Raw genomic sequence first — 18,092 nt, 5'->3', positions numbered from 1 at the left:
TTACATTGTTTAAATCAAACCGTATCCAGTTACGAAAGTTTTCCGAAGATGATATTCTAACATATTATAAATGGCATAATGATATAGACGTTATGAGTTCAACTACTCTCACTCTTGATAAATATTCCCTTCAAGACACAGAAAAACTTTGCCAGCAATTTATTCATTCTGCGGACTCTAAGAGCTATATCATTGAAGAAAAATCTACGCATCTTTCAATTGGTATTACTTCTTTAATTCATATTGATTCGTATAACCGAAACGCTGAATGTATTATTGATATTGGTAACAAGGATTACTGGGGGCAAGGTTATGGGAAGGAAGCTTTCACCTTATTATTGGATTATGCATTTTTAGAATTAAATTTACATCGCCTTTCTTTACGAGTATTTTCTTTTAACGATAGAGCAATTAAATTATATAAATCACTCGGTTTTCAACATGAAGGAACTTGTAAAGAAGCTATATTCCGCAATGGCAATTGGCATGACATTGAACTCTTCGCTTTATTCCAACGTAATTATAAATAAAAAAAGCTTTGCGCTCACCGCGCAAAGCTTTTTTTCATATATTATAGACCAGCTTGCTCTTTTAAAGCTGCTGCTTTGTCTGTACGTTCCCATGATAGATCTACATCAGTACGTCCGAAGTGGCCGTAAGCTGCTGTTTGTTTGTAAATTGGGCGACGTAAATCTAGCATTTTAATAATACCAGCTGGGCGAAGATCGAAGTTGTTACGAACTAGTTCTACTAATACGTCTTCAGATACTTTACCAGTGCCGAATGTATCAACTGAAATTGATACTGGTTGTGCTACACCGATTGCGTATGCAAGTTGTACTTCTGCTTTTTCAGCAAGACCAGCTGCTACGATGTTTTTCGCAACATAACGAGCTGCATATGCTGCAGAACGGTCAACTTTCGTTGCATCTTTACCAGAGAATGCACCGCCACCGTGGCGAGCGTATCCACCGTAAGTATCAACGATGATTTTACGTCCTGTTAAACCAGCATCACCTTGTGGTCCACCAATTACGAAGCGGCCAGTTGGGTTAATGAAGAATTTCGTTTCTCCATCCATTAATTCTGCTGGTACTACAGCTTTAATTACGTGCTCTTTTAAGTCGCGATCGATTTCTTCCCATGTAACATCTGGGTGATGTTGTGTAGAAATTACGATAGTATCAACACGTACTGGTTTACCATTTTCATCATACTCAACTGTAACTTGCGTTTTTCCATCCGGACGTAGGTATGATAATGTATCATCTTTACGTACTTCAGTTAAACGGCGAGCTAATTTGTGAGCAAGCGAGATTGGAAGTGGCATTAACTCTAGTGTTTCATTACATGCGAAACCAAACATTAAACCTTGGTCTCCTGCACCAATTGCCTCAATCTCAGCGTCAGTCATTTGACCTTCGCGTGCTTCTAGCGCTTGGTCAACACCCATAGCGATGTCAGCAGATTGCTCATCGATAGATGTTAAAACTGCACAAGTTTCTGCATCGAATCCGTATTTTGCGCGTGTGTAACCAATGCCTTGAATTGTTTCACGAACGATTTTTGGAATATCTACGTAAGTAGAAGTCGTAATTTCCCCCGCTACCAATACTAAACCAGTTGTTACAGTTGTTTCACAAGCTACACGTGCATTTGCGTCTTTTGATAAGATCGCATCTAAAATTGAATCAGAAATTTGGTCACAAATTTTATCTGGATGTCCTTCAGTTACAGACTCAGATGTGAACAGATGACGTTTTTTTGTCATGTGGTAAACCTCCCTACAGTAATTGTATATATTGTACGGAACTCATCCTTAATTTGCCACAAACTGCGACATACATTTATTCTCCCACACAAGCATACAGAAAAACCTTTCCTACTTTACATAGAGGAAAGGTTTAATTTGCTACTTGCATACTGCTTTTTGCCCTTCGCTCTTATCGTTCGAGACCTGTAGCCTCGCACAGGTTTTAGCACCTATTCACCTGCATTTATCAATACAAGTGAGGTTGCTGGGCTTCATCGGGCCTGTCCCTCCGCCAGCTCGGGATAAGAGAGTATCCGTCCCAACCTATACTAAAGAAATGATATTCATTTGTCAATTAATATTCACATTTTCCTGAAAGTTTTTCTCAATACGCCTGAAATGAAATATTAATAGGGAAATAATGCATTCACACAAACAAAAAGAAATAAATAGTATACATTATTTATATAATTGTGTTATACTCTTGTTGGGGATTACGAGAAATATTTCATTAAATGAAAAGGATGGTATATAAATATGAGTACTGTGAATGTCCAAATTGGTTTACACGAATTATTGAACGGAAGCAATGCACAGATTCAACTAAGTGTTCCGCAATTAGTGGAAAAAGTATTAATGCGAAATGAAGGGAAATTAACTTCTACTGGTGCCGTTTCTGCTTCAACTGGAAAATATACAGGACGTTCTCCTAAAGATAAATTTATTGTGAAAGAAGCATCGGTTGCTGACAAAATTGCTTGGGGAGCTGTGAACCAACCGATTTCTGAAGAACATTTTAATAAATTATATACTAAAGTTTTAGAATACTTAAAAGAAAAAGAAGAGTTATTCGTCTTCAAAGGATTTGCAGGCGCTGACCGCAATTACCGCCTACCAATTCAAGTTATTAATGAATATGCATGGCACAATTTATTTGTACATCAATTATTCATTCGTCCAACTGAAGAAGAATTAACAACTCATGAGTCAGGGTTCACAATTGTTTCTGCACCGAACTTCAAAGCTGATCCAGCTGTTGACGGTACAAACTCTGAAGCATTCATTATGGTTTCATTCGAAAAACGTATTGTACTAATTGGTGGTACAGAATACGCTGGAGAAATGAAAAAATCAATCTTCTCTATTATGAACTTCTTACTACCTGAACAAGATATTCTTTCTATGCATTGCTCTGCAAACGTAGGTGAAGAAGGCGACGTAGCACTATTCTTCGGTTTATCTGGAACAGGTAAAACAACATTATCTGCTGATCCAAACCGTAAATTAATCGGTGATGATGAGCACGGTTGGTCTGATAACGGTGTATTCAATATTGAAGGCGGTTGCTACGCGAAATGTGTAAACCTTTCTCACGAGAAAGAACCACAAATTTTCGATGCAATCACATTTGGATCTGTTTTAGAAAACGTTATCATTAATGACCAAACGCGTATCGCGGACTACAACGATACTACTTTAACAGAAAATACTCGTGCTGCATACCCTATGCATGCGATCGACAATATCGTACTGCCAAGTGTTGCTGGACACCCAAATACAATTATTTTCTTAACTGCTGATGCATCTGGCGTATTGCCTCCAATCAGTAAGTTATCAAAAGAGCAAGCTATGTATCATTTCTTAAGTGGTTACACTAGTAAACTAGCAGGAACAGAGCGCGGCGTTACTTCTCCGCAAGCTACATTCTCAACTTGCTTCGGTTCACCATTCTTACCACTTGATGCATCTCGCTACGCTGAAATGCTTGGTGAAAAAATCGAGAAACATGATGCGAAAGTATTCTTAGTAAACACTGGCTGGACTGGTGGCGAATACGGCGTTGGTAAACGTATGAACTTAGGTTACACTCGTGCAATGATTCAAGCTGCATTAAACGGTGAACTTGCGAAAACTGAAACAGCTAAACATGATATCTTCGGTCTTGAAGTTCCACTTCACGTACCAGGTGTACCTGACGAAGTGTTAATGCCTGAACAAACTTGGGCTGATAAAGCTGCTTACAAAGCAAAAGCAATCGAACTTGCAAATGAATTCAAAGCTAACTTCAAAAAATTCGACAGCGTATCTGAAGACATTATTAACTTAGGCGGTCCAATCGCTTAAATTAAAACTTCTGTTGAAATAACCCTTTACTCATATGAATAAGTGTCGTGTAACCGTAAAGTTTCGCGTACTCACCGACAAAACCCAATGCGGCTTAACGGTTACACACACTTACATAAAAAAGAAGCTTACGTGAAAACGTAAGCTTCTTTCTATATCTTATATAAAGTGAAACGCTAATCTCTTCATCTGTGACCTAGATTATAAAATTACAGCTTCGAATATATACATTATATCCCTACTCACTACATCTCTCGGGTTTCACATCGTATGGGGCTAAAAAAGGCCCTGACCGCTTCTATTCGTGACTGGATCATCTATTCCATCTAAAAAGAAGTCTTTTATCTTTTTAGCTCTTTGTTAGTTCTTTCTCATCTTTCATGCTATAGTAACCTAAATTCACAACGATTAAGAAATACCCACCCATAATCCCTACTGCAAATGCCCACATAACCATGTGGTGCTCAATTTCGTACATAATAATAGCACCCAAAATGGCAGCTGCAAAACGGTTAAACATACCGAGTGTCGGTGCTTTCGTCTTCTTTACAATACTATCTCCAAGCTTCTCAATTCTTCTGCCTAAAAGCCAAACGCAATACATACTTACAATAAGCCCAATTCCAGCGCCTAAAAAGTGTGCTGAAAACGGTGTTAACATCCAACCTAGTAACAAAATACCTAGTATATAATACGATTGGATTTTAAATGATCTTAGTGACATACTAATCATGCTGTACCTCTCTTCATTCGTTCTTATCTATCCAACAAAAAATTTCTTTCAAATTCATATTCCTTACATTCATTTCATTCAAATTAAAAACAACATAAACAGTATGTTTATGTTGTTTAAATGTTTTTAGAAAATAATATTATACAAGATTTCAAACATCATATTCTCATATTTTGTGACGGTTTTTCAAACTTTTTTCGTCCATTTATGAAAAAAATGATATCAATCTATGAACATACGGATATGATGTAATAAGCACACAAATAAAGGGGGCGTCTAATGATTTATTTTTTAATGGCTCTCATTCACCTCATTATCCCTGCACTTATTGGACTTTCATTGTATTGGTACACGAAAAATCATAGCATTTTTTACGCTGTCCTCGGTGTTCTTCTTCCAGGTATTATTCTTATTACACTCTTCCGTATTCCATTTTTAAACTTAATTCCACTTATTACTGCTATCTTGTTTCTCATCTTCTTACCAAAAATAAAAAAATAGGAAAGCAGATCATAGGTGATCTGTTTTCCTATTTTGATATAGGTTCCCCTGCAATAGAATGAACTTTTACTTTCTCCGATTTCACAAACCATAGACCGACAAAAATGATAATTCCACCGATGATCTGTTGAAACGATACATATTCATTTGCCCAGACAGCTGCAAATAAAACAGCTACAAGCGGCGTTATATACATATATACCATCGTATGTGACGCCCCAATTTTTTGAACACCAACATACCACATTACTAAACCGAATACTGTTACAAAGAAAATAGAATATAGTAAAGCAAATAGTGTCATTCCGTGAGTAATGTGAAATGGCATGACAAATACATGTGGACCACTTAACAATAATAGCGGAATCGCACCCACTAATGCAGACCATGCAGTAACACGTAATGCTGAATATTTTTTAATTAATGGTCCTGCTAAAACAGGATAAAGCCCCCAGCATATTGATGTAATAAGTCCAATTCCATTGCCATAAAAAGAACTAGTAAGTGAATGTCCTGCTACTAAAACTAAGGCTGCACCAACAAAGGCAGTCATAGAACCAATTAACTTTCGAGAAGAAAACTTTTCTTGTTTCAAGAAAATCGCAAATGCAGTTGTAAAAATAGGTGAAATAGAAATGAGTAAAGAGGCATTTGTAGCGGATGTATATTTGACAGTTTCCATAAATAACGTTTGATACAGTACAATACCTACAACGCTAACGATAATTAATCTAGGTATATCCGTTCGCTCCATATAAACCGACTTTTCAATACAAAAGGTAAGGAGTAACAGAAGCGGTGCCGCCGCCATCATACGAAGTGCAGTAAACTCAATTGCTGTAAATTCTAAAAGTCCATACTTCGCAATTGTATAGTTAATCCCCCAAATAATAACAACACTTAAAATTAATAACTCAATTCCCCATCTTCTCATGCGTATCCCCTCCGCAAAGAAGATTATACAGAAAATTCAATCACATGTACATTTCATTATGTGAAAAAATCTTTTTATTATATAAAACGTTTTGGTAAATGAAATTATATCGGCGATTTTCTGAATATATCGGCGCAACTCCATTTATATCGGCGATTTCCCAAATATATCAGCGCAACTCCATTTATATCAGCGATTTTTTCAATATATCGACTTATCGACAATAATAGCGACTTATAAAATAAAAAAAGTGAGTCCAAAATACATTTTGGACTCACCTTTACTATACTCGAACGTGTAATTTCATATTTGGATTATAAAACTGGCTTGGGCTCTTCAACTGAAAAGTTCCTCCACCTTCATGCCAATCAACCGTTAACTTATCGTCCATAAATACAAGCTTTGTACGATCAGCGATAAAGTTCATTGTGCTTGATTCAATATCCACATCGCGCTCATCTTTCTCTGCTACAGCTACTAAATCGATGATTCCGCTCATAACACAACCGCAACCTTCATTATCATAAAATAACTTTATATATTTCGCTTCACTTGGAATCGTATCCATAATCTTTTTATATGCTGCTTCTGTTACAGTAACGTACATATGTTAATCTTCATCCTCTCTTCTCTTATCATTCATATATTGTATCACCATTTTTCTTAAAAGTTATATACAGAAAATTAAGACTAATATACAATGTATGTGATAAAGTTTCAGCAATCGAGCTTTTATGAGTAGTTCATGCAGGAGAAAGGATGTTTACTATCTGTGTTCAAACTACAACGATATCCCATGTTATTAGGTGTATTTAGTAGTTTCTTCATTTCTAGCGGAATGCTATTACAGCATGTACTTCCCTATTCTCCTTCTATTAGCTGGATTCTAGGTTTTATTTGTTTCCTATCCGCTTCTTATTTTGCTACGAAGAATACAAACAACTCATAAAGCAAGAATCATCTTAAGGAGGATTATCAAACATGCCAGCCTTAAAAAAAATAGAGCAATCACTCGATCACTTATTCCAAATTAAAAAATACGGAAAAGATAGTGCCTTTAGTCGATTTATCCCAGCCGTATATGATCCTATCAAATTTCCTTGGCAACAATTTTTCGAAGCAAATTTTGTAGATTTATTTAACGGCCTTATGATGCAGGGATCTGAAAATGTAAACAAAGTATTTTTAGCTGTATTCCCTACAGATGACGTTCTTGAAACATTCATTTCACAATCCACACCCGGTGATTTACTCTTTATGCACCATCCCCTTGTAATGGAGTGCGGTGATCCGCTTGGAAGATCAGGCCGCGGTTTCTTACCAATTCCTGAAAAATATTTGCAAGGAATAAAAGAAAAACAACTTTCTATATATACATGTCACGTACCAATGGATTTTCATCAAACACATGGAACGAGTATTTCAATTGCAAAAGCATTAAACGCTACTGTAGTGGACGACTTTGCATATGGAGGTCCAGAACAAGAACCAGTTGGCCTTATTTGTGAAATAGATGAAACATCAACAGAAGCACTCCAAAAACATCTAAAACAACTCTTCCAAATTCCTTACACAGACTTCGAAGGTAAACGACATGATTCCATCAAAAAAATCGCAATTATCGCTGGATGTGGCGATGTTGTATCTTTAATGAAGGAAGCAGAAGAAAAAGGTGCTGAAGCATATATTACAGGAGAAATCCATTGCCATATCGACAATAATTACGGCAGACATAAATACTCGCTCATTATGGATTATGTAAAAGAAACGAATATGTCTCTAATTGGTGTGTCACACTCTGCCTCTGAATATTTAGTGAAAGAGACATTGATGTATGATTGGTTTAAAGAGAATTTTGATGTGGATGTTATTTTGCTTCCGCAGGAGAAATGGTGGCTCTAACACTATCATTTTTTAAATTTATATACACAATAAATCGACCACAGAAAAATAGATAAATGAGAAAGCACATGTACCTACGTAAATGCTTTCGTTGTGCCGAAAAACGAACCTACTGATAGCACCGACTTTACTGGTGCTACCAGTATTACAGCTGGAAACCTATTTTTTGGGGAGGATACAACCGCTCTTTATATTCATGCTGCAAGTGCTGTATATTCTATTTTTCTAATTACTGATATATAGCAATTCATTTCATAAAAAAAGACCCGAAATTCGGGTCAACAAATAGAAATATAAATGAACTACAACAAATAACAGACAAAGCCATTATATATTTTTCATAGTAAAACATCCATTATTTTCTTTTTACACTATCAATATATTATTTTTCGTTATCGTCCTCTTTTTTAGAACGTCTACCTAAGAAGAACACAAAAACATCACTTCCAAATAAGTGATGTTTTTTGTAGTTAATGCAGTGGTAACATAACTTCAACCGTCGTTCCAACCCCAACTTCACTTTCAAAACTCATTTTACCGTTGTGGTCTTTAATAATTTTTTCTGTAACTACTAAACCTAGACCAGTTCCTGTTTCTTTCGTTGTATAAAAGGCTTCATTTAACTTTGGAATTTTATCTTTCGGAATGCCGCATCCCTCATCTTTCACTTGAACGATGATTCCATCTTTTACAGTAACTTTAATCGTAATTGTTCCGCCAACTGACATTGCTTCAATTGCATTTTTGATTAAATTAAAAAAGACCTGTTTTAATCGTTTTTCATCACATATAATTGATGGTAAGTCTTTACTGTAAATACCTTGTATGTAGACTCCTTGTTTTAAAGCTGGCTTTTCCATAACTCGAATAACATAAGAAATAATTTCTTGTATGTTATGAGTTTCTGATTCTAGTGATTTAGATTTCTCAAATCCACTAAGTTCTGTAGCAATTATATGAATCCGATCTACTTCTTGTTTCATAATATCACTATAAATTTTATCCTCTGGATGCTTGTCTGCTTGTTTATTCACAAGTTTTTTTAAGTTTGCTAAAGGTCTTCTAATCTTATAACCAATAACCGTTGCCATCTTTCCAACAGCTGCTAGTTTTTCTGTCTGTTTTATTTCTTTGTCCATCATCTCAAGCGTACGAACATAAGACTGAACCCTTAAAAATATAATCCAACATATGATAGTAAATACGCTATATAATGCCATTGGGATTAAAACGAGAGAAGATTGAATAATGATTCCTGTAAGAGCATACTTTCCGATAAGTATCGCTGGAACTAACCAGAAATATCTTTTATTCACAAAGATTGGTGCAAACAAAATAAAAAATCCTTCTACTATATTTCCACCGTCAAATTCTGCATCGCTACCATAATAAATCATAATGTTATGGATACAATCTAATACATTATAGCCAATTAGAATAATATACTTTACCGCAAAAGCATTCTTCCATTTCATAAAGTATATTCCAATGCAAAACAATACCACCATCAAAAAGTAAAGCCATAAACCTAAACCATCTTCAAACTCTCCTACACCTTCTTGCTCTCCACCGATTAACGGTACGATAAATTCATAGGCAAGATCATATACGAAAAATATAATAAAAAATAAACTTAAAAATGCTTTCAGCGCCTTTATTTCTTCATTTTTAAATATATAGCCTTTATTCATATGGTAACTCCTAGCTTTTCTTCCACTTGGATTTCAGTATTTCCACACTTCCTTGGGAGAATGATGTCTATTCTCGTTCCAGTATCTTTTTCACTTGAAATATGCAACTCACCAAGGTGCTCGGCGACAATTCGATTCGCTACCGTCAGTCCCAGACCAATTTTATCTTGCTTCGTTGTATAAAAGGCCTCTGTAACACGGGGTAAGTTTTCTTGCTTAATACCATGACCATTATCGATCACACTGATCATTACATATTCTTTCCCTTTATTTTCTAATTGTAAATGTAATATGCCACCTTGTCCCATTGCCTCTAAAGCATTTTTTATCGTATATAAAAAGACTCCTCTTATTTTTCGTTCATCACATTCAACTTCTATTGTTTTTTCTTCCACATTAGAAATAAACTGAATGTTTAATTCATCTATTTTTTCACGAAGACTTGTTATTACTTGTAATACAATTTTTCCTACATCATGTTTCTTATAAATAGAAGGTTTGCATGTAGCAACTTCCATTAACTCACTTATCATATTATTCATATTTTCTATTTCAAAAATCATACGTTTATAAATAGGATCCTCTTCATGCTTCTCTCGTTGTAATTGCGTAAATCCTTTTAATGAAGCAAGTGGATTTTTAATTTCATGTCCAACCGTCGCTGCCATTTTTCCGATTACTGCTAATTTCTGTGATTCACTAGCAATCGCAATACTTTCCTTTACAGCTGAAAGATATTGTAAAAATCGGTTTAAAATGATATATGCAGCTATTAACATAAGTGTATACATAATAAGGAACATAAATGCTTTTACTTCCTCTAATACAAATAAATAAATTAAATATTTTCCTACAATAGAGGAAAGTAAAAACACATAGAATTTTTTATTTAAAAATATAGGTACAAAGAAAATGAGAATAATTTCTATTATATTTGTCGCATCAAACGCCGCCTTATTATAAAAAACATACGAAAATATATTAGCGAGTTCTATCCCTATGTATGCAAATATCCATGCATATTTAACAAGGTTTGCCTTCTCTTTTTTCATTAAATATATATTCACGCACAGTATTGCTACTCCGCAAATAACTTGCCATATTATATTATATCCCTTATCCATTATTGATTTATCTTCTAATACGATTGCATAGAAAATTTGATATACAATAACAATGACATATAACACCCATAAAAGGATTTTTGCATTTCTTTCTTCTTCTTTATATGATAGAAAACTTTCTTTCACTTCAACACCCCTTCAAAATAATATCTCGAAGAATACCATTTATTATAATAAATGATTTTCATAGACAAACAAAGATAAATCGAACATTTGAGGAAAATCGTACCAAAAACGCAATATATTTAGACTATATACAGAGCATAAAATCTATGATCATTAATACGTATATTATGGGAGGTGTTTTTTATGGATGGCAAAAAAAATAAAAAGACCGAACAACTCCAATCTTTTACGCGTGAAAACGAAGGAAAGGAACTGACAACAAATACAGGTGTTAAAATTTCAAACAATGAAAACTCTTTAACTGCCAGTGATCGTTTCCGAACGCTTAGGCATAGTGCAGGGAACGCCAAATGGACAGTGGGAAGTAAATGATATTTTCTTAACAAGCTCACCACTCCTTTATGATGGATGATCATTTTCTTAACAAAGTAAGTTCATTTGTCGTAGAATCATATAATCACTTTAAGCCGATTGGCTCCTTCCAAAACGGCTCTTCTATTATTCAATCTTTAAATATCGAAGGAAAGCCTGGTATTTTAATAGAACAAGACCCTACAAGGCTAGCAAATGAATTTATTAAAGCTATGACAAAACAACGCTTTTGGGATAGAGCATATTCATAAAATAGGGGGAAATTTATGTTTGTTACTGTCGAGAAAGATGTGCATATTTTTGTGCAAGACATTAATCCTGGGCCAGGTAGTAAGACTGTTTTCTTCGTTCACGGATGGCCTTTAAATCATCAAATGTACCAATATCAACTCAATGTTTTACCAGAGCATGGCTTTCGCTGTATCGCCATGGATATACGAGGGAATGGACAATCTGATAAGCCATGGACTGGTTACACGTATGATCGATTAGCGGATGATATCGCAATTGTTCTGGAAGCACTTCAAGTAGAGAACGCTACATTAGTCGGTTTCTCAGTTGGTGGTGCTCTTTCTATTCGCTATATGTCTCGCTATAATGGGCGCCGCATTTCTAAGCTCGCATTAATTGACGCTGTCTCCCCCTCTTTCGTTAAAAATCAAGAGTCCCCTTACGGTGTACCGAAAGAACAAGCAGATGCTCTCATTAATCAAATGTATGCTAATTTACCAAAATTTTTAAATGATGTATCTTTATCCTTTTTTAATAGAAACTTAGGGGCTGCAACCCTTGAATGGTTTTCTTATCTCGGTATGCAGTCCGCTTCTTATGCCCTTATAAAAATTTTACAAGCAGCTGCAAATGAAGATGTAACGAAAGATTTAAATAAAATTAACGTCCCAACAAAAATCTTCCACGGCGTTCACGACCAACTAATTCCTTACAAAAGTGCTGAGCTTACGCAGCAACGAATTAAAAATTCTCAGTTACATGCTCTTACAAATAGTGGTCATGGTTCACCAATCGATCAAGCGGATGAATTAAATAAAGAACTGATAAAATTTTTACATGCATAACAACTGCAATACAAGAACGAAAGTTAACACAATCGATTTTTCACAAAACATAAAATTCACATATTTCTCACAAATACACAAATAAAACGATTACATTTTCATATATACTAAATGTACAAGTAATACTCCCTAAACCCAGCTTGTCTGGTTACCCCGTTAAATACTATGAAAAAAGAACTTGTATCGTTATACAAGTTCTTTTTGTTTCTTTTATTTAAAGAGGATATCTTTACTATATTGATTTCCAACGAGTAAATCATATTGAAGCATTTTATATTGCTCTAACATTTCTTTTTGTTTCTTTGTTAAATCATTGATTACTTCTCCATTTTTATCAACTTTTAATTCATCTCTAAGCACTGGTATTTCCTTGTAAAGTTCCGATAAAAATTGATAAAATAAGGATTTATTTAATCCTGCATAATCAAAAATAAGATTAGAAAAATGAATTGGGCTTACTAAACCTAAATTATCATTTGGCATATCAAAGTTTGCATACATTAATAGCGGTGTTTGCGCCATCGCTAAACGTTCATTCGGTGTTTTTTCATTCGTTATATACCCATTTTCTTTATAAAAAGATTTATTTGTTCCTAATGATGGAAGATGATCTCCAAAGAATACTAATAATGTAGGTCTATCAAAATTATCTAGTTGCTCTATTAAATATTGAAGAGCCTCATCTGAACGTCTTAATCCTTCTGTATACGTCTCTAATTCTCCCTTTGATTCTTCATTTTCTAGACCACTAATTTCGATTAGGTTTTCACCAAATCGGCCCTCTGTAAATGGAAAATGATTTTGCATCGTAACTGCATGAATAAATGTAGGTTGTTTTTGTTTCTCTAACTCAGCAATTATCTCTTTACTCATCGCTAAATCACTAATATAATCTCCATCAATATCCACATTTTCCATCGTGTCCTCTGCATTAAACTTATCAAACCCTAACACCTTATATACATCATCACGTTTAAAGAATGTGCGACCAAATGAATGAATTGCACTTGTATAATAACCTTCTTTTTTCAACGCTGTAGGAATTGATGGAATTTCTTTCTTATTTGTAATAACCTGCTGATATGGTATAGAACCTGGCTTTAACAAACTCATTGAATAACTTGTTAATGCCTCAAATTCAACGTTCGCCGTATTCCCCCCAAATGTAGGAGAAATAGTTTGTCCACCAGGAAAGTTTTCTATATAATGATGTAAATTTGGTACAGGATCTTCACTAAAAGAAAGGTTAGTTACTTTCGTCGGATCCCAAAACGATTCACTCATTACAAAAATAATATTCGGTTTCTCTTTTTTATTTTGGCTCCCTATATTTCCACTATATTGTTTTTTTATATCGTTTGCTATTTGAAGCATATTTTCTTTAGAATAATTTTTTGGTTTTTCCATAACTGTTGTATCTAAATTGCTAATAAACCCAAGTACAAAACCATTTGAAGCATAGTTCTCATTTTGATTCCACAAAACAAAATCTACACCTGATTTTTGAAATACTTTATTCATAAATGTATTCGCAAAATTACCATACGCATATAGAACAAAAATAGATCCTACTACTAATAAGGCTCTTATTCCTAGATGAATCTTTACATTTTGAATATACCTTCTCATATATATCCCTGCTACAATACAAGCTACGATACTTACGATAATGACAAAAATATAACTCCAACTAAAATAGTCCATCACCATCGGTATAACAGATTGCATATGCGTAATTTGTGTGAAATCAGAAGGATATAACGGATCACCTCTGAAAATAAGCTTCAAATAATTCACAATACATAAAATGACTAACGTACAGCTCGTTAAAACCATACTTAGAAAAACCTTACCTATTAAATTATATACAAGAATATATATTGCATAAATTACTACAAAACTTAATATAAACTGCATATTATAAAAGTAAATCCAATTCATTGCCTCTATGAAACTCATATTAACTTGCATGACAATATAAAATAACGCTACTGTATGAGCTAGCAAAAATAATATAAAATGCACTCGTAGGGATGCTCTAAGTATAGACATCTCTTTTTTATTGAAATGCGTAATATAAAACGTTATGCCCCATACGAAAATCATCATAACACTTAAAACAAGCTTTTGATTTAAATGATCTTTCATCATGTCTAAATTGAAAACCTTTAAAATCATAAACAGCATAGTTATTACTAATAAAGTCACCATACTACTTATAATGCTAGAAATTAATATATTTCTTTTTGGAAGATGAAAAAGTGTAGAACCATACTTCAATTCATTCCCTCGTTTCTATGTCTTAATTTCCCCCGCATCGAAAGAACTATTTCTATTAAAATAACATATATTACATATTTCGTCTGCATACTTGTTTCTATCATAAATGTATTGTCTTAATATTCCCTTAATCAACAGTTAAATTGTGGCATACAAATTACTCATTCTTGAAAAACTTAATTTCAGCATTCCACTTTATGATATAATAACTATGTTTTGGAAATCCTTAATACTATTAAAGATTTCACATAAAAATACGAAAGAATTAATAAAAAAGGAGTTGCTCATTTTTGCTTACTAAGTTTAAGAGTTTGCCTAAAGCGGTATATGTAATTTTGGCGCTTTCTTTCCTGTTGCACGTTTTTTGTTTAGTAAAACAGCCAGGATTAGATGGAGAGTTAGTCAAAGTAACATATGGTGCAAATGATGCCTTTAACTATTCGTTAACAGCTGAACAACTATTAAAACATGGTGTATTTGGTTATGTGTATTTAGAACCTAGTGAAGTTCCAGGAAAAAATGCATATATTACACCAGGTCAGCCATTACTATTAGCTGGCGCTATGATTATTTCTGATATTACATCAATTCCTTACTATTACGTAGCAACTGTTATTAATATGATCATGAACCTTTGCACAGTGCTATTAGTATTCTTAATAGGAAAAGAATTGTTCGAAAAAAACATTTATGGAATTGTTGCAAGTATTTTATATGCTATTTATCCAAGTAACTATACATACTTCCGTACATTGCTAACAGAAGTTCCATCCATATTCTTATTGGCGTTATGTGTATATGTATTTGTTCTCGCATGGAAATACAATAAAGTGAAATTCCATATATGGTTTGGAATTGTCGTTTCAATTTTACTTATGTTCCGTCCAAATCCAGCTCCAATGATGCTCATTCCTGTTCTTGTTGTGTTATTTACATATGGATTTAAAGACTCCATTCGAATCGGATTGTTATGGTTTATCGGACCTTTCTTTATTATTGGCGCATGGGTTGTTCGTAACTACTTAGCACTCAACCAATTTATTTTATTCTCAACCCAAGGTGCAGATCCACTAATTGCCGGTGCAGATCCATTTAATAAAATTGGATATGAAAATATAGTAAATGAAATGAGAGCTAAAGGCTTAGATGACAAAGGTGCATACGCAAAAGAATTAATCAAGAACGGATTTAAGACGGACTTCACTTATTGGTTCTCTTGGTTCACTGTCGGTAAAACAATTGAATTATTCAAAACAGCTCCTGCTGTAGACCAATACCGTATTCACAACTTTATGCAACTATGTCATAGAGTGTTTATCATCGGTACATTCTTGAGCAGCTTCTGCTTCATGCTAAATTCATTTAAACATAAACGCGTTATGATGCTAGTAGCAAGTTCTATTATTTACATTATCTTCTCAAACTTATTCTTAGCAATTAATCGCTATGGATTTTTCATTAATCCTCTTATGTGCTTAATTCTTGCATACGGATTAATTCACATTGTGCAGAAACTTCCATTCTTCCGCACTAACCAAGCATAATAAGAAAGAGGTCGTCCACCGTTGGACGACCTCTTTCTTATTCCCCACACTTTACACACGGCCAATTTGTCCATTCTGTAATTACACTTTAATTCCGTATGTATGTGTTTCTGTATTTGTCAAAATATCTTTCACAACACCACTCACTGTTTTATGTATAAATGCAAGTTTTTTACAACTATTACTATAACGAAAAGAACCCGCCACAAGACAGGTTCTTTTCGTTATTTTATGATAAAAGAGAAGATGATTAGCATGTGTATTATATAAAAGGAAGCAGCCATATTTTCCATACGATACATACGAGTACTGTAACTACAAAATCAAAAAAATCTAATCTCGGGCCTTTTTTTTTCATATTCATATGTAGCCACATATGAAACCATTTTATTTTTGTATATTTATGGATGTTTTTCTTTACAAATCGGTAAATAAGCATTTGCATAATAAAAAATCCGGCCACAAAAATAAATAATAAGATGAGAAATCCAATCACAAAATTCCTCCTATTTTTGTAGCGTTTTTTCTACTATCCGATTTTTCAAAACCCACTCTTCAAACTGGGCACTTCCAAATTCCCAACTAAGGTCGCGAGCATGTACAGAAAAAACGTAATAACCGGCATATTCATCCATAAACCTACCTAACTCTACATCGTCTTTCTGAATACCGTATACTCCAAAATTAAAATACACATCCCATACGTCTTCATTCTTCCTCTTATAAGCAATCGATTCCATATCACATTCTGTCCCGAAATAATCAAGATGTAAATGTACGCTATCATCGTATTCGTACTCCATTTTATCACCCCTTATATTTGTACTTCTTTACCTCCAAAAAAATTCCTGCTATCTACACTCACATATGGGCACTTACCTACATATCATGCTTGTAGAGTGACTTCTGGGAGGTGTTATATAGTGAAAAAATTAATCGCGATTTTTTGCATCATGTTACTAGCTGTTTTTACTTTTGCTGCTTGTAGTAGTAAAAAAGAAAGTACGAAAGAACAAACCCAAAACATTCGCGTCGGCGAAGTTACCCATTCTCTCTTCTATGCCCCATTATATGTCGGGATTGAAAAAGGATTTTTTAAAGATGAAGGACTAAATATTGACCTACAAACAACAGCTGGTGGCGATAAAACGATGACCACCCTATTATCTGGCGGAATTGATATTGCTCTCGTCGGTTCTGAAACATCTATTTACGTTCATCAACAAGGAGCGAAAGACCCTGTCATTAACTTTGCACAACTTACACAAACAGATGGGACATTTTTAGTTTCACGTAAAAAACTAGACTCTTTTAATTGGAATGACGTAAAAGGTGTTACATTTTTAGGACAGCGTAAAGGCGGCATGCCGCAAATGGTTGGGGAATACGTTTTAAAGAAAAATGGCATTGATCCTCGCAAAGATACGAACTTAATTCAAAATATCGAATTTGCTAATATTGCAAATGCCTTTGCATCTGGTACAGGAGAGTTTGTCCAGCTCTTTGAACCGACTGCAAGCATATTCGAAAAAGAAGGTAAAGGTTATATCGTCGCTTCATTCGGAAATGAATCTGGTACTGTTCCTTATACAACATTCATGGCAAAAGAAAGTTTCTTAAAGAAAGATAAAGCTGCTGCTGAAAAGTTCACACGTGCGCTCTATAAAGCACAGCAATGGGTTGATACACATAGTCCAGAAGAGATTGCTGATGCTGTTTCCCCGCTATTTAAAGACACTTCAAAAGACATTACAGTAAAAGTAATTGAACGGTATAAAAAGCAACATTCTTATGCGACAAATCCACTACTAGATGCGGAAGAATGGAAACAGCTCCAAACGATTATGAAAGACGCTGGTGAATTACAAAAAGAAGTCCCACATGAAGCGCTCGTCAATACAAAAATTGCCGAAAGCGTTATTAAGAAATAGA

Annotated in this window: 19 protein-coding genes, 2 pseudogenes and 1 riboswitch; of the genes and pseudogenes, 11 read left to right on the top strand and 10 right to left on the bottom strand. The window is 34.3% G+C overall.

The window, feature by feature from the left end:
* Positions 1–5 precede the first annotated feature (5 nt).
* Entirely contained in the window at positions 6–530 is a 525-nt protein-coding gene (locus HMAS_RS00685) for a GNAT family N-acetyltransferase (RefSeq protein WP_000477130.1), read from the top strand.
* Positions 531–571: 41 nt separating this feature from the next.
* Here the strand turns inward: HMAS_RS00685 and metK are convergent, their stop codons facing one another.
* Complete coding sequence (metK, locus tag HMAS_RS00680) at positions 572–1,771, bottom strand: methionine adenosyltransferase (protein ID WP_116344664.1); 1,200 nt, start codon at positions 1,769–1,771, stop codon at positions 572–574.
* A gap of 169 nt (positions 1,772–1,940) precedes the next feature.
* Positions 1,941–2,062: riboswitch (SAM riboswitch) on the bottom strand.
* A 228-nt stretch (positions 2,063–2,290) separates the two neighbouring features.
* On the opposite strand from metK, the gene pckA reads away from it, so the two are divergent.
* Positions 2,291–3,877, top strand: coding sequence for a phosphoenolpyruvate carboxykinase (ATP) (gene pckA / locus HMAS_RS00675; RefSeq protein ID WP_000108815.1), 1,587 nt, complete (start codon positions 2,291–2,293; stop codon positions 3,875–3,877).
* 349 nt (positions 3,878–4,226) lie between these two features.
* Here the strand turns inward: pckA and HMAS_RS00670 are convergent, their stop codons facing one another.
* The gene (locus tag HMAS_RS00670) at positions 4,227–4,610 is read right to left on the bottom strand and encodes an ATP synthase subunit I (RefSeq protein ID WP_000624926.1); all 384 of its coding nucleotides are present in this window, start codon (positions 4,608–4,610) and stop codon (positions 4,227–4,229) included.
* Positions 4,611–4,889: 279 nt separating this feature from the next.
* Between HMAS_RS00670 and HMAS_RS00665 the strand changes: the two genes are divergently transcribed.
* Positions 4,890–5,111 carry a hypothetical protein gene (locus HMAS_RS00665; RefSeq protein ID WP_000639042.1) on the top strand — a complete coding sequence of 74 codons (222 nt, stop codon included), beginning with the start codon at positions 4,890–4,892 and terminating at the stop codon, positions 5,109–5,111.
* Between the two features lie 28 nt (positions 5,112–5,139).
* Here HMAS_RS00665 and HMAS_RS00660 read toward each other — a convergent pair whose 3' ends face one another.
* Together HMAS_RS00660 and HMAS_RS00650 are read right to left on the bottom strand one after the other, a co-directional pair.
* The gene (locus HMAS_RS00660) at positions 5,140–6,045 is read right to left on the bottom strand and encodes a DMT family transporter (RefSeq protein ID WP_001255411.1); all 906 of its coding nucleotides are present in this window, start codon (positions 6,043–6,045) and stop codon (positions 5,140–5,142) included.
* A 283-nt stretch (positions 6,046–6,328) separates the two neighbouring features.
* Complete coding sequence (locus HMAS_RS00650; protein WP_000289570.1) at positions 6,329–6,652, bottom strand: iron-sulfur cluster biosynthesis family protein; 324 nt, start codon at positions 6,650–6,652, stop codon at positions 6,329–6,331.
* A gap of 138 nt (positions 6,653–6,790) precedes the next feature.
* Here HMAS_RS00650 and HMAS_RS27890 point away from each other — a divergent pair, with 138 nt between their 5' ends.
* From HMAS_RS27890 to HMAS_RS27885, 3 genes are all read left to right on the top strand, one after another.
* Positions 6,791–6,994 carry a hypothetical protein gene (locus HMAS_RS27890; RefSeq protein ID WP_033687452.1) on the top strand — a complete coding sequence of 68 codons (204 nt, stop codon included), beginning with the start codon at positions 6,791–6,793 and terminating at the stop codon, positions 6,992–6,994.
* Between the two features lie 32 nt (positions 6,995–7,026).
* Positions 7,027–7,947: a Nif3-like dinuclear metal center hexameric protein gene (locus HMAS_RS00645; RefSeq protein WP_044307038.1), complete on the top strand. Its 921-nt coding sequence runs from the start codon at positions 7,027–7,029 to the stop codon at positions 7,945–7,947.
* 93 nt (positions 7,948–8,040) lie between these two features.
* Positions 8,041–8,190: a hypothetical protein gene (locus HMAS_RS27885; RefSeq protein WP_002024952.1), complete on the top strand. Its 150-nt coding sequence runs from the start codon at positions 8,041–8,043 to the stop codon at positions 8,188–8,190.
* A gap of 227 nt (positions 8,191–8,417) precedes the next feature.
* On the opposite strand, the gene HMAS_RS00640 is transcribed toward HMAS_RS27885, so the two are convergent.
* Both HMAS_RS00640 and HMAS_RS00635 read right to left on the bottom strand, forming a co-directional pair.
* Positions 8,418–9,638 carry an ATP-binding protein gene (locus HMAS_RS00640; RefSeq protein ID WP_001032627.1) on the bottom strand — a complete coding sequence of 407 codons (1,221 nt, stop codon included), beginning with the start codon at positions 9,636–9,638 and terminating at the stop codon, positions 8,418–8,420.
* Entirely contained in the window at positions 9,635–10,888 is a 1,254-nt protein-coding gene (locus HMAS_RS00635) for an ATP-binding protein (protein WP_000664890.1), read from the bottom strand. The genes HMAS_RS00640 and HMAS_RS00635 overlap by 4 nt, the downstream gene beginning before the upstream one ends.
* 183 nt (positions 10,889–11,071) lie before the next feature.
* Between HMAS_RS00635 and HMAS_RS00630 the strand changes: the two genes are divergently transcribed.
* The 3 genes and pseudogenes from HMAS_RS00630 (at position 11,072) to HMAS_RS00620 (ending at position 12,336) form a co-directional block, all read left to right on the top strand.
* Positions 11,072–11,260 (top strand): hypothetical protein, encoded by a 189-nt coding sequence (locus tag HMAS_RS00630; protein ID WP_000348763.1) that lies wholly within the window; start codon positions 11,072–11,074, stop codon positions 11,258–11,260.
* Positions 11,193–11,511, top strand: a pseudogene (locus tag HMAS_RS00625) (catalase); the annotation flags it as partial. The gene HMAS_RS00630 and the pseudogene HMAS_RS00625, both read left to right, overlap by 68 nt.
* Before the next feature lie 15 nt (positions 11,512–11,526).
* A complete protein-coding gene (locus tag HMAS_RS00620; RefSeq protein ID WP_000498260.1) occupies positions 11,527–12,336 on the top strand; it encodes an alpha/beta fold hydrolase in 810 nt (269 codons plus the stop codon).
* Positions 12,337–12,546: 210 nt separating this feature from the next.
* Here HMAS_RS00620 and HMAS_RS00615 read toward each other — a convergent pair whose 3' ends face one another.
* Entirely contained in the window at positions 12,547–14,616 is a 2,070-nt protein-coding gene (locus tag HMAS_RS00615; RefSeq protein ID WP_000873636.1) for an LTA synthase family protein, read from the bottom strand.
* Positions 14,617–14,906: 290 nt separating this feature from the next.
* Between HMAS_RS00615 and HMAS_RS00610 the strand changes: the two genes are divergently transcribed.
* The gene (locus HMAS_RS00610; protein WP_000956221.1) at positions 14,907–16,160 is read left to right on the top strand and encodes a glycosyltransferase family 39 protein; all 1,254 of its coding nucleotides are present in this window, start codon (positions 14,907–14,909) and stop codon (positions 16,158–16,160) included.
* Between the two features lie 81 nt (positions 16,161–16,241).
* Here the strand turns inward: HMAS_RS00610 and HMAS_RS27975 are convergent.
* The 3 genes and pseudogenes from HMAS_RS27975 to HMAS_RS00595 form a co-directional block, all read right to left on the bottom strand.
* A pseudogene (locus tag HMAS_RS27975) lies at positions 16,242–16,313 on the bottom strand (DUF2196 domain-containing protein); the annotation flags it as partial.
* 109 nt (positions 16,314–16,422) lie between these two features.
* Positions 16,423–16,656, bottom strand: a complete 234-nt coding sequence (locus tag HMAS_RS00600; RefSeq protein ID WP_044307036.1) for a hypothetical protein — start codon at positions 16,654–16,656, stop codon at positions 16,423–16,425.
* Positions 16,657–16,666: 10 nt separating this feature from the next.
* Complete coding sequence (locus tag HMAS_RS00595) at positions 16,667–16,963, bottom strand: DUF3986 family protein (protein WP_000455580.1); 297 nt, start codon at positions 16,961–16,963, stop codon at positions 16,667–16,669.
* A 120-nt stretch (positions 16,964–17,083) separates the two neighbouring features.
* On the opposite strand from HMAS_RS00595, the gene HMAS_RS00590 reads away from it, so the two are divergent.
* Positions 17,084–18,091 carry an ABC transporter substrate-binding protein gene (locus HMAS_RS00590; protein ID WP_000733152.1) on the top strand — a complete coding sequence of 336 codons (1,008 nt, stop codon included), beginning with the start codon at positions 17,084–17,086 and terminating at the stop codon, positions 18,089–18,091.
* The last annotated feature ends 1 nt before the right edge of the window (position 18,092 follow it).

The sequence above is a fragment of the Bacillus sp. HMA207 genome (assembly GCF_003402455.1).
GTDB classification, from domain to species: Bacteria; Bacillota; Bacilli; order Bacillales; family Bacillaceae_G; genus Bacillus_A; species Bacillus_A cereus.
This window is presented reverse-complemented; position numbering and strand designations above follow the sequence as displayed.

Bases quoted from the DNA above. Each gene is read 5' to 3' on its own strand.
- metK (WP_116344664.1), bottom strand. From the start codon at position 1,771: ATGACAAAAAAACGTCATCTGTTCACATCTGAGTCTGTAACTGAAGGA.
- pckA (WP_000108815.1), top strand. From the start codon at position 2,291: ATGAGTACTGTGAATGTCCAAATTGGTTTACACGAATTATTGAACGGA.
- HMAS_RS00670 (WP_000624926.1), bottom strand. From the start codon at position 4,610: ATGATTAGTATGTCACTAAGATCATTTAAAATCCAATCGTATTATATA.
- HMAS_RS00665 (WP_000639042.1), top strand. From the start codon at position 4,890: ATGATTTATTTTTTAATGGCTCTCATTCACCTCATTATCCCTGCACTT.
- HMAS_RS00660 (WP_001255411.1), bottom strand. From the start codon at position 6,045: ATGAGAAGATGGGGAATTGAGTTATTAATTTTAAGTGTTGTTATTATT.
- HMAS_RS00650 (WP_000289570.1), bottom strand. From the start codon at position 6,652: ATGTACGTTACTGTAACAGAAGCAGCATATAAAAAGATTATGGATACG.
- HMAS_RS27890 (WP_033687452.1), top strand. From the start codon at position 6,791: ATGCAGGAGAAAGGATGTTTACTATCTGTGTTCAAACTACAACGATAT.
- HMAS_RS00645 (WP_044307038.1), top strand. From the start codon at position 7,027: ATGCCAGCCTTAAAAAAAATAGAGCAATCACTCGATCACTTATTCCAA.
- HMAS_RS00640 (WP_001032627.1), bottom strand. From the start codon at position 9,638: ATGAATAAAGGCTATATATTTAAAAATGAAGAAATAAAGGCGCTGAAA.
- HMAS_RS00630 (WP_000348763.1), top strand. From the start codon at position 11,072: ATGGATGGCAAAAAAAATAAAAAGACCGAACAACTCCAATCTTTTACG.
- HMAS_RS00620 (WP_000498260.1), top strand. From the start codon at position 11,527: ATGTTTGTTACTGTCGAGAAAGATGTGCATATTTTTGTGCAAGACATT.
- HMAS_RS00595 (WP_000455580.1), bottom strand. From the start codon at position 16,963: ATGGAGTACGAATACGATGATAGCGTACATTTACATCTTGATTATTTC.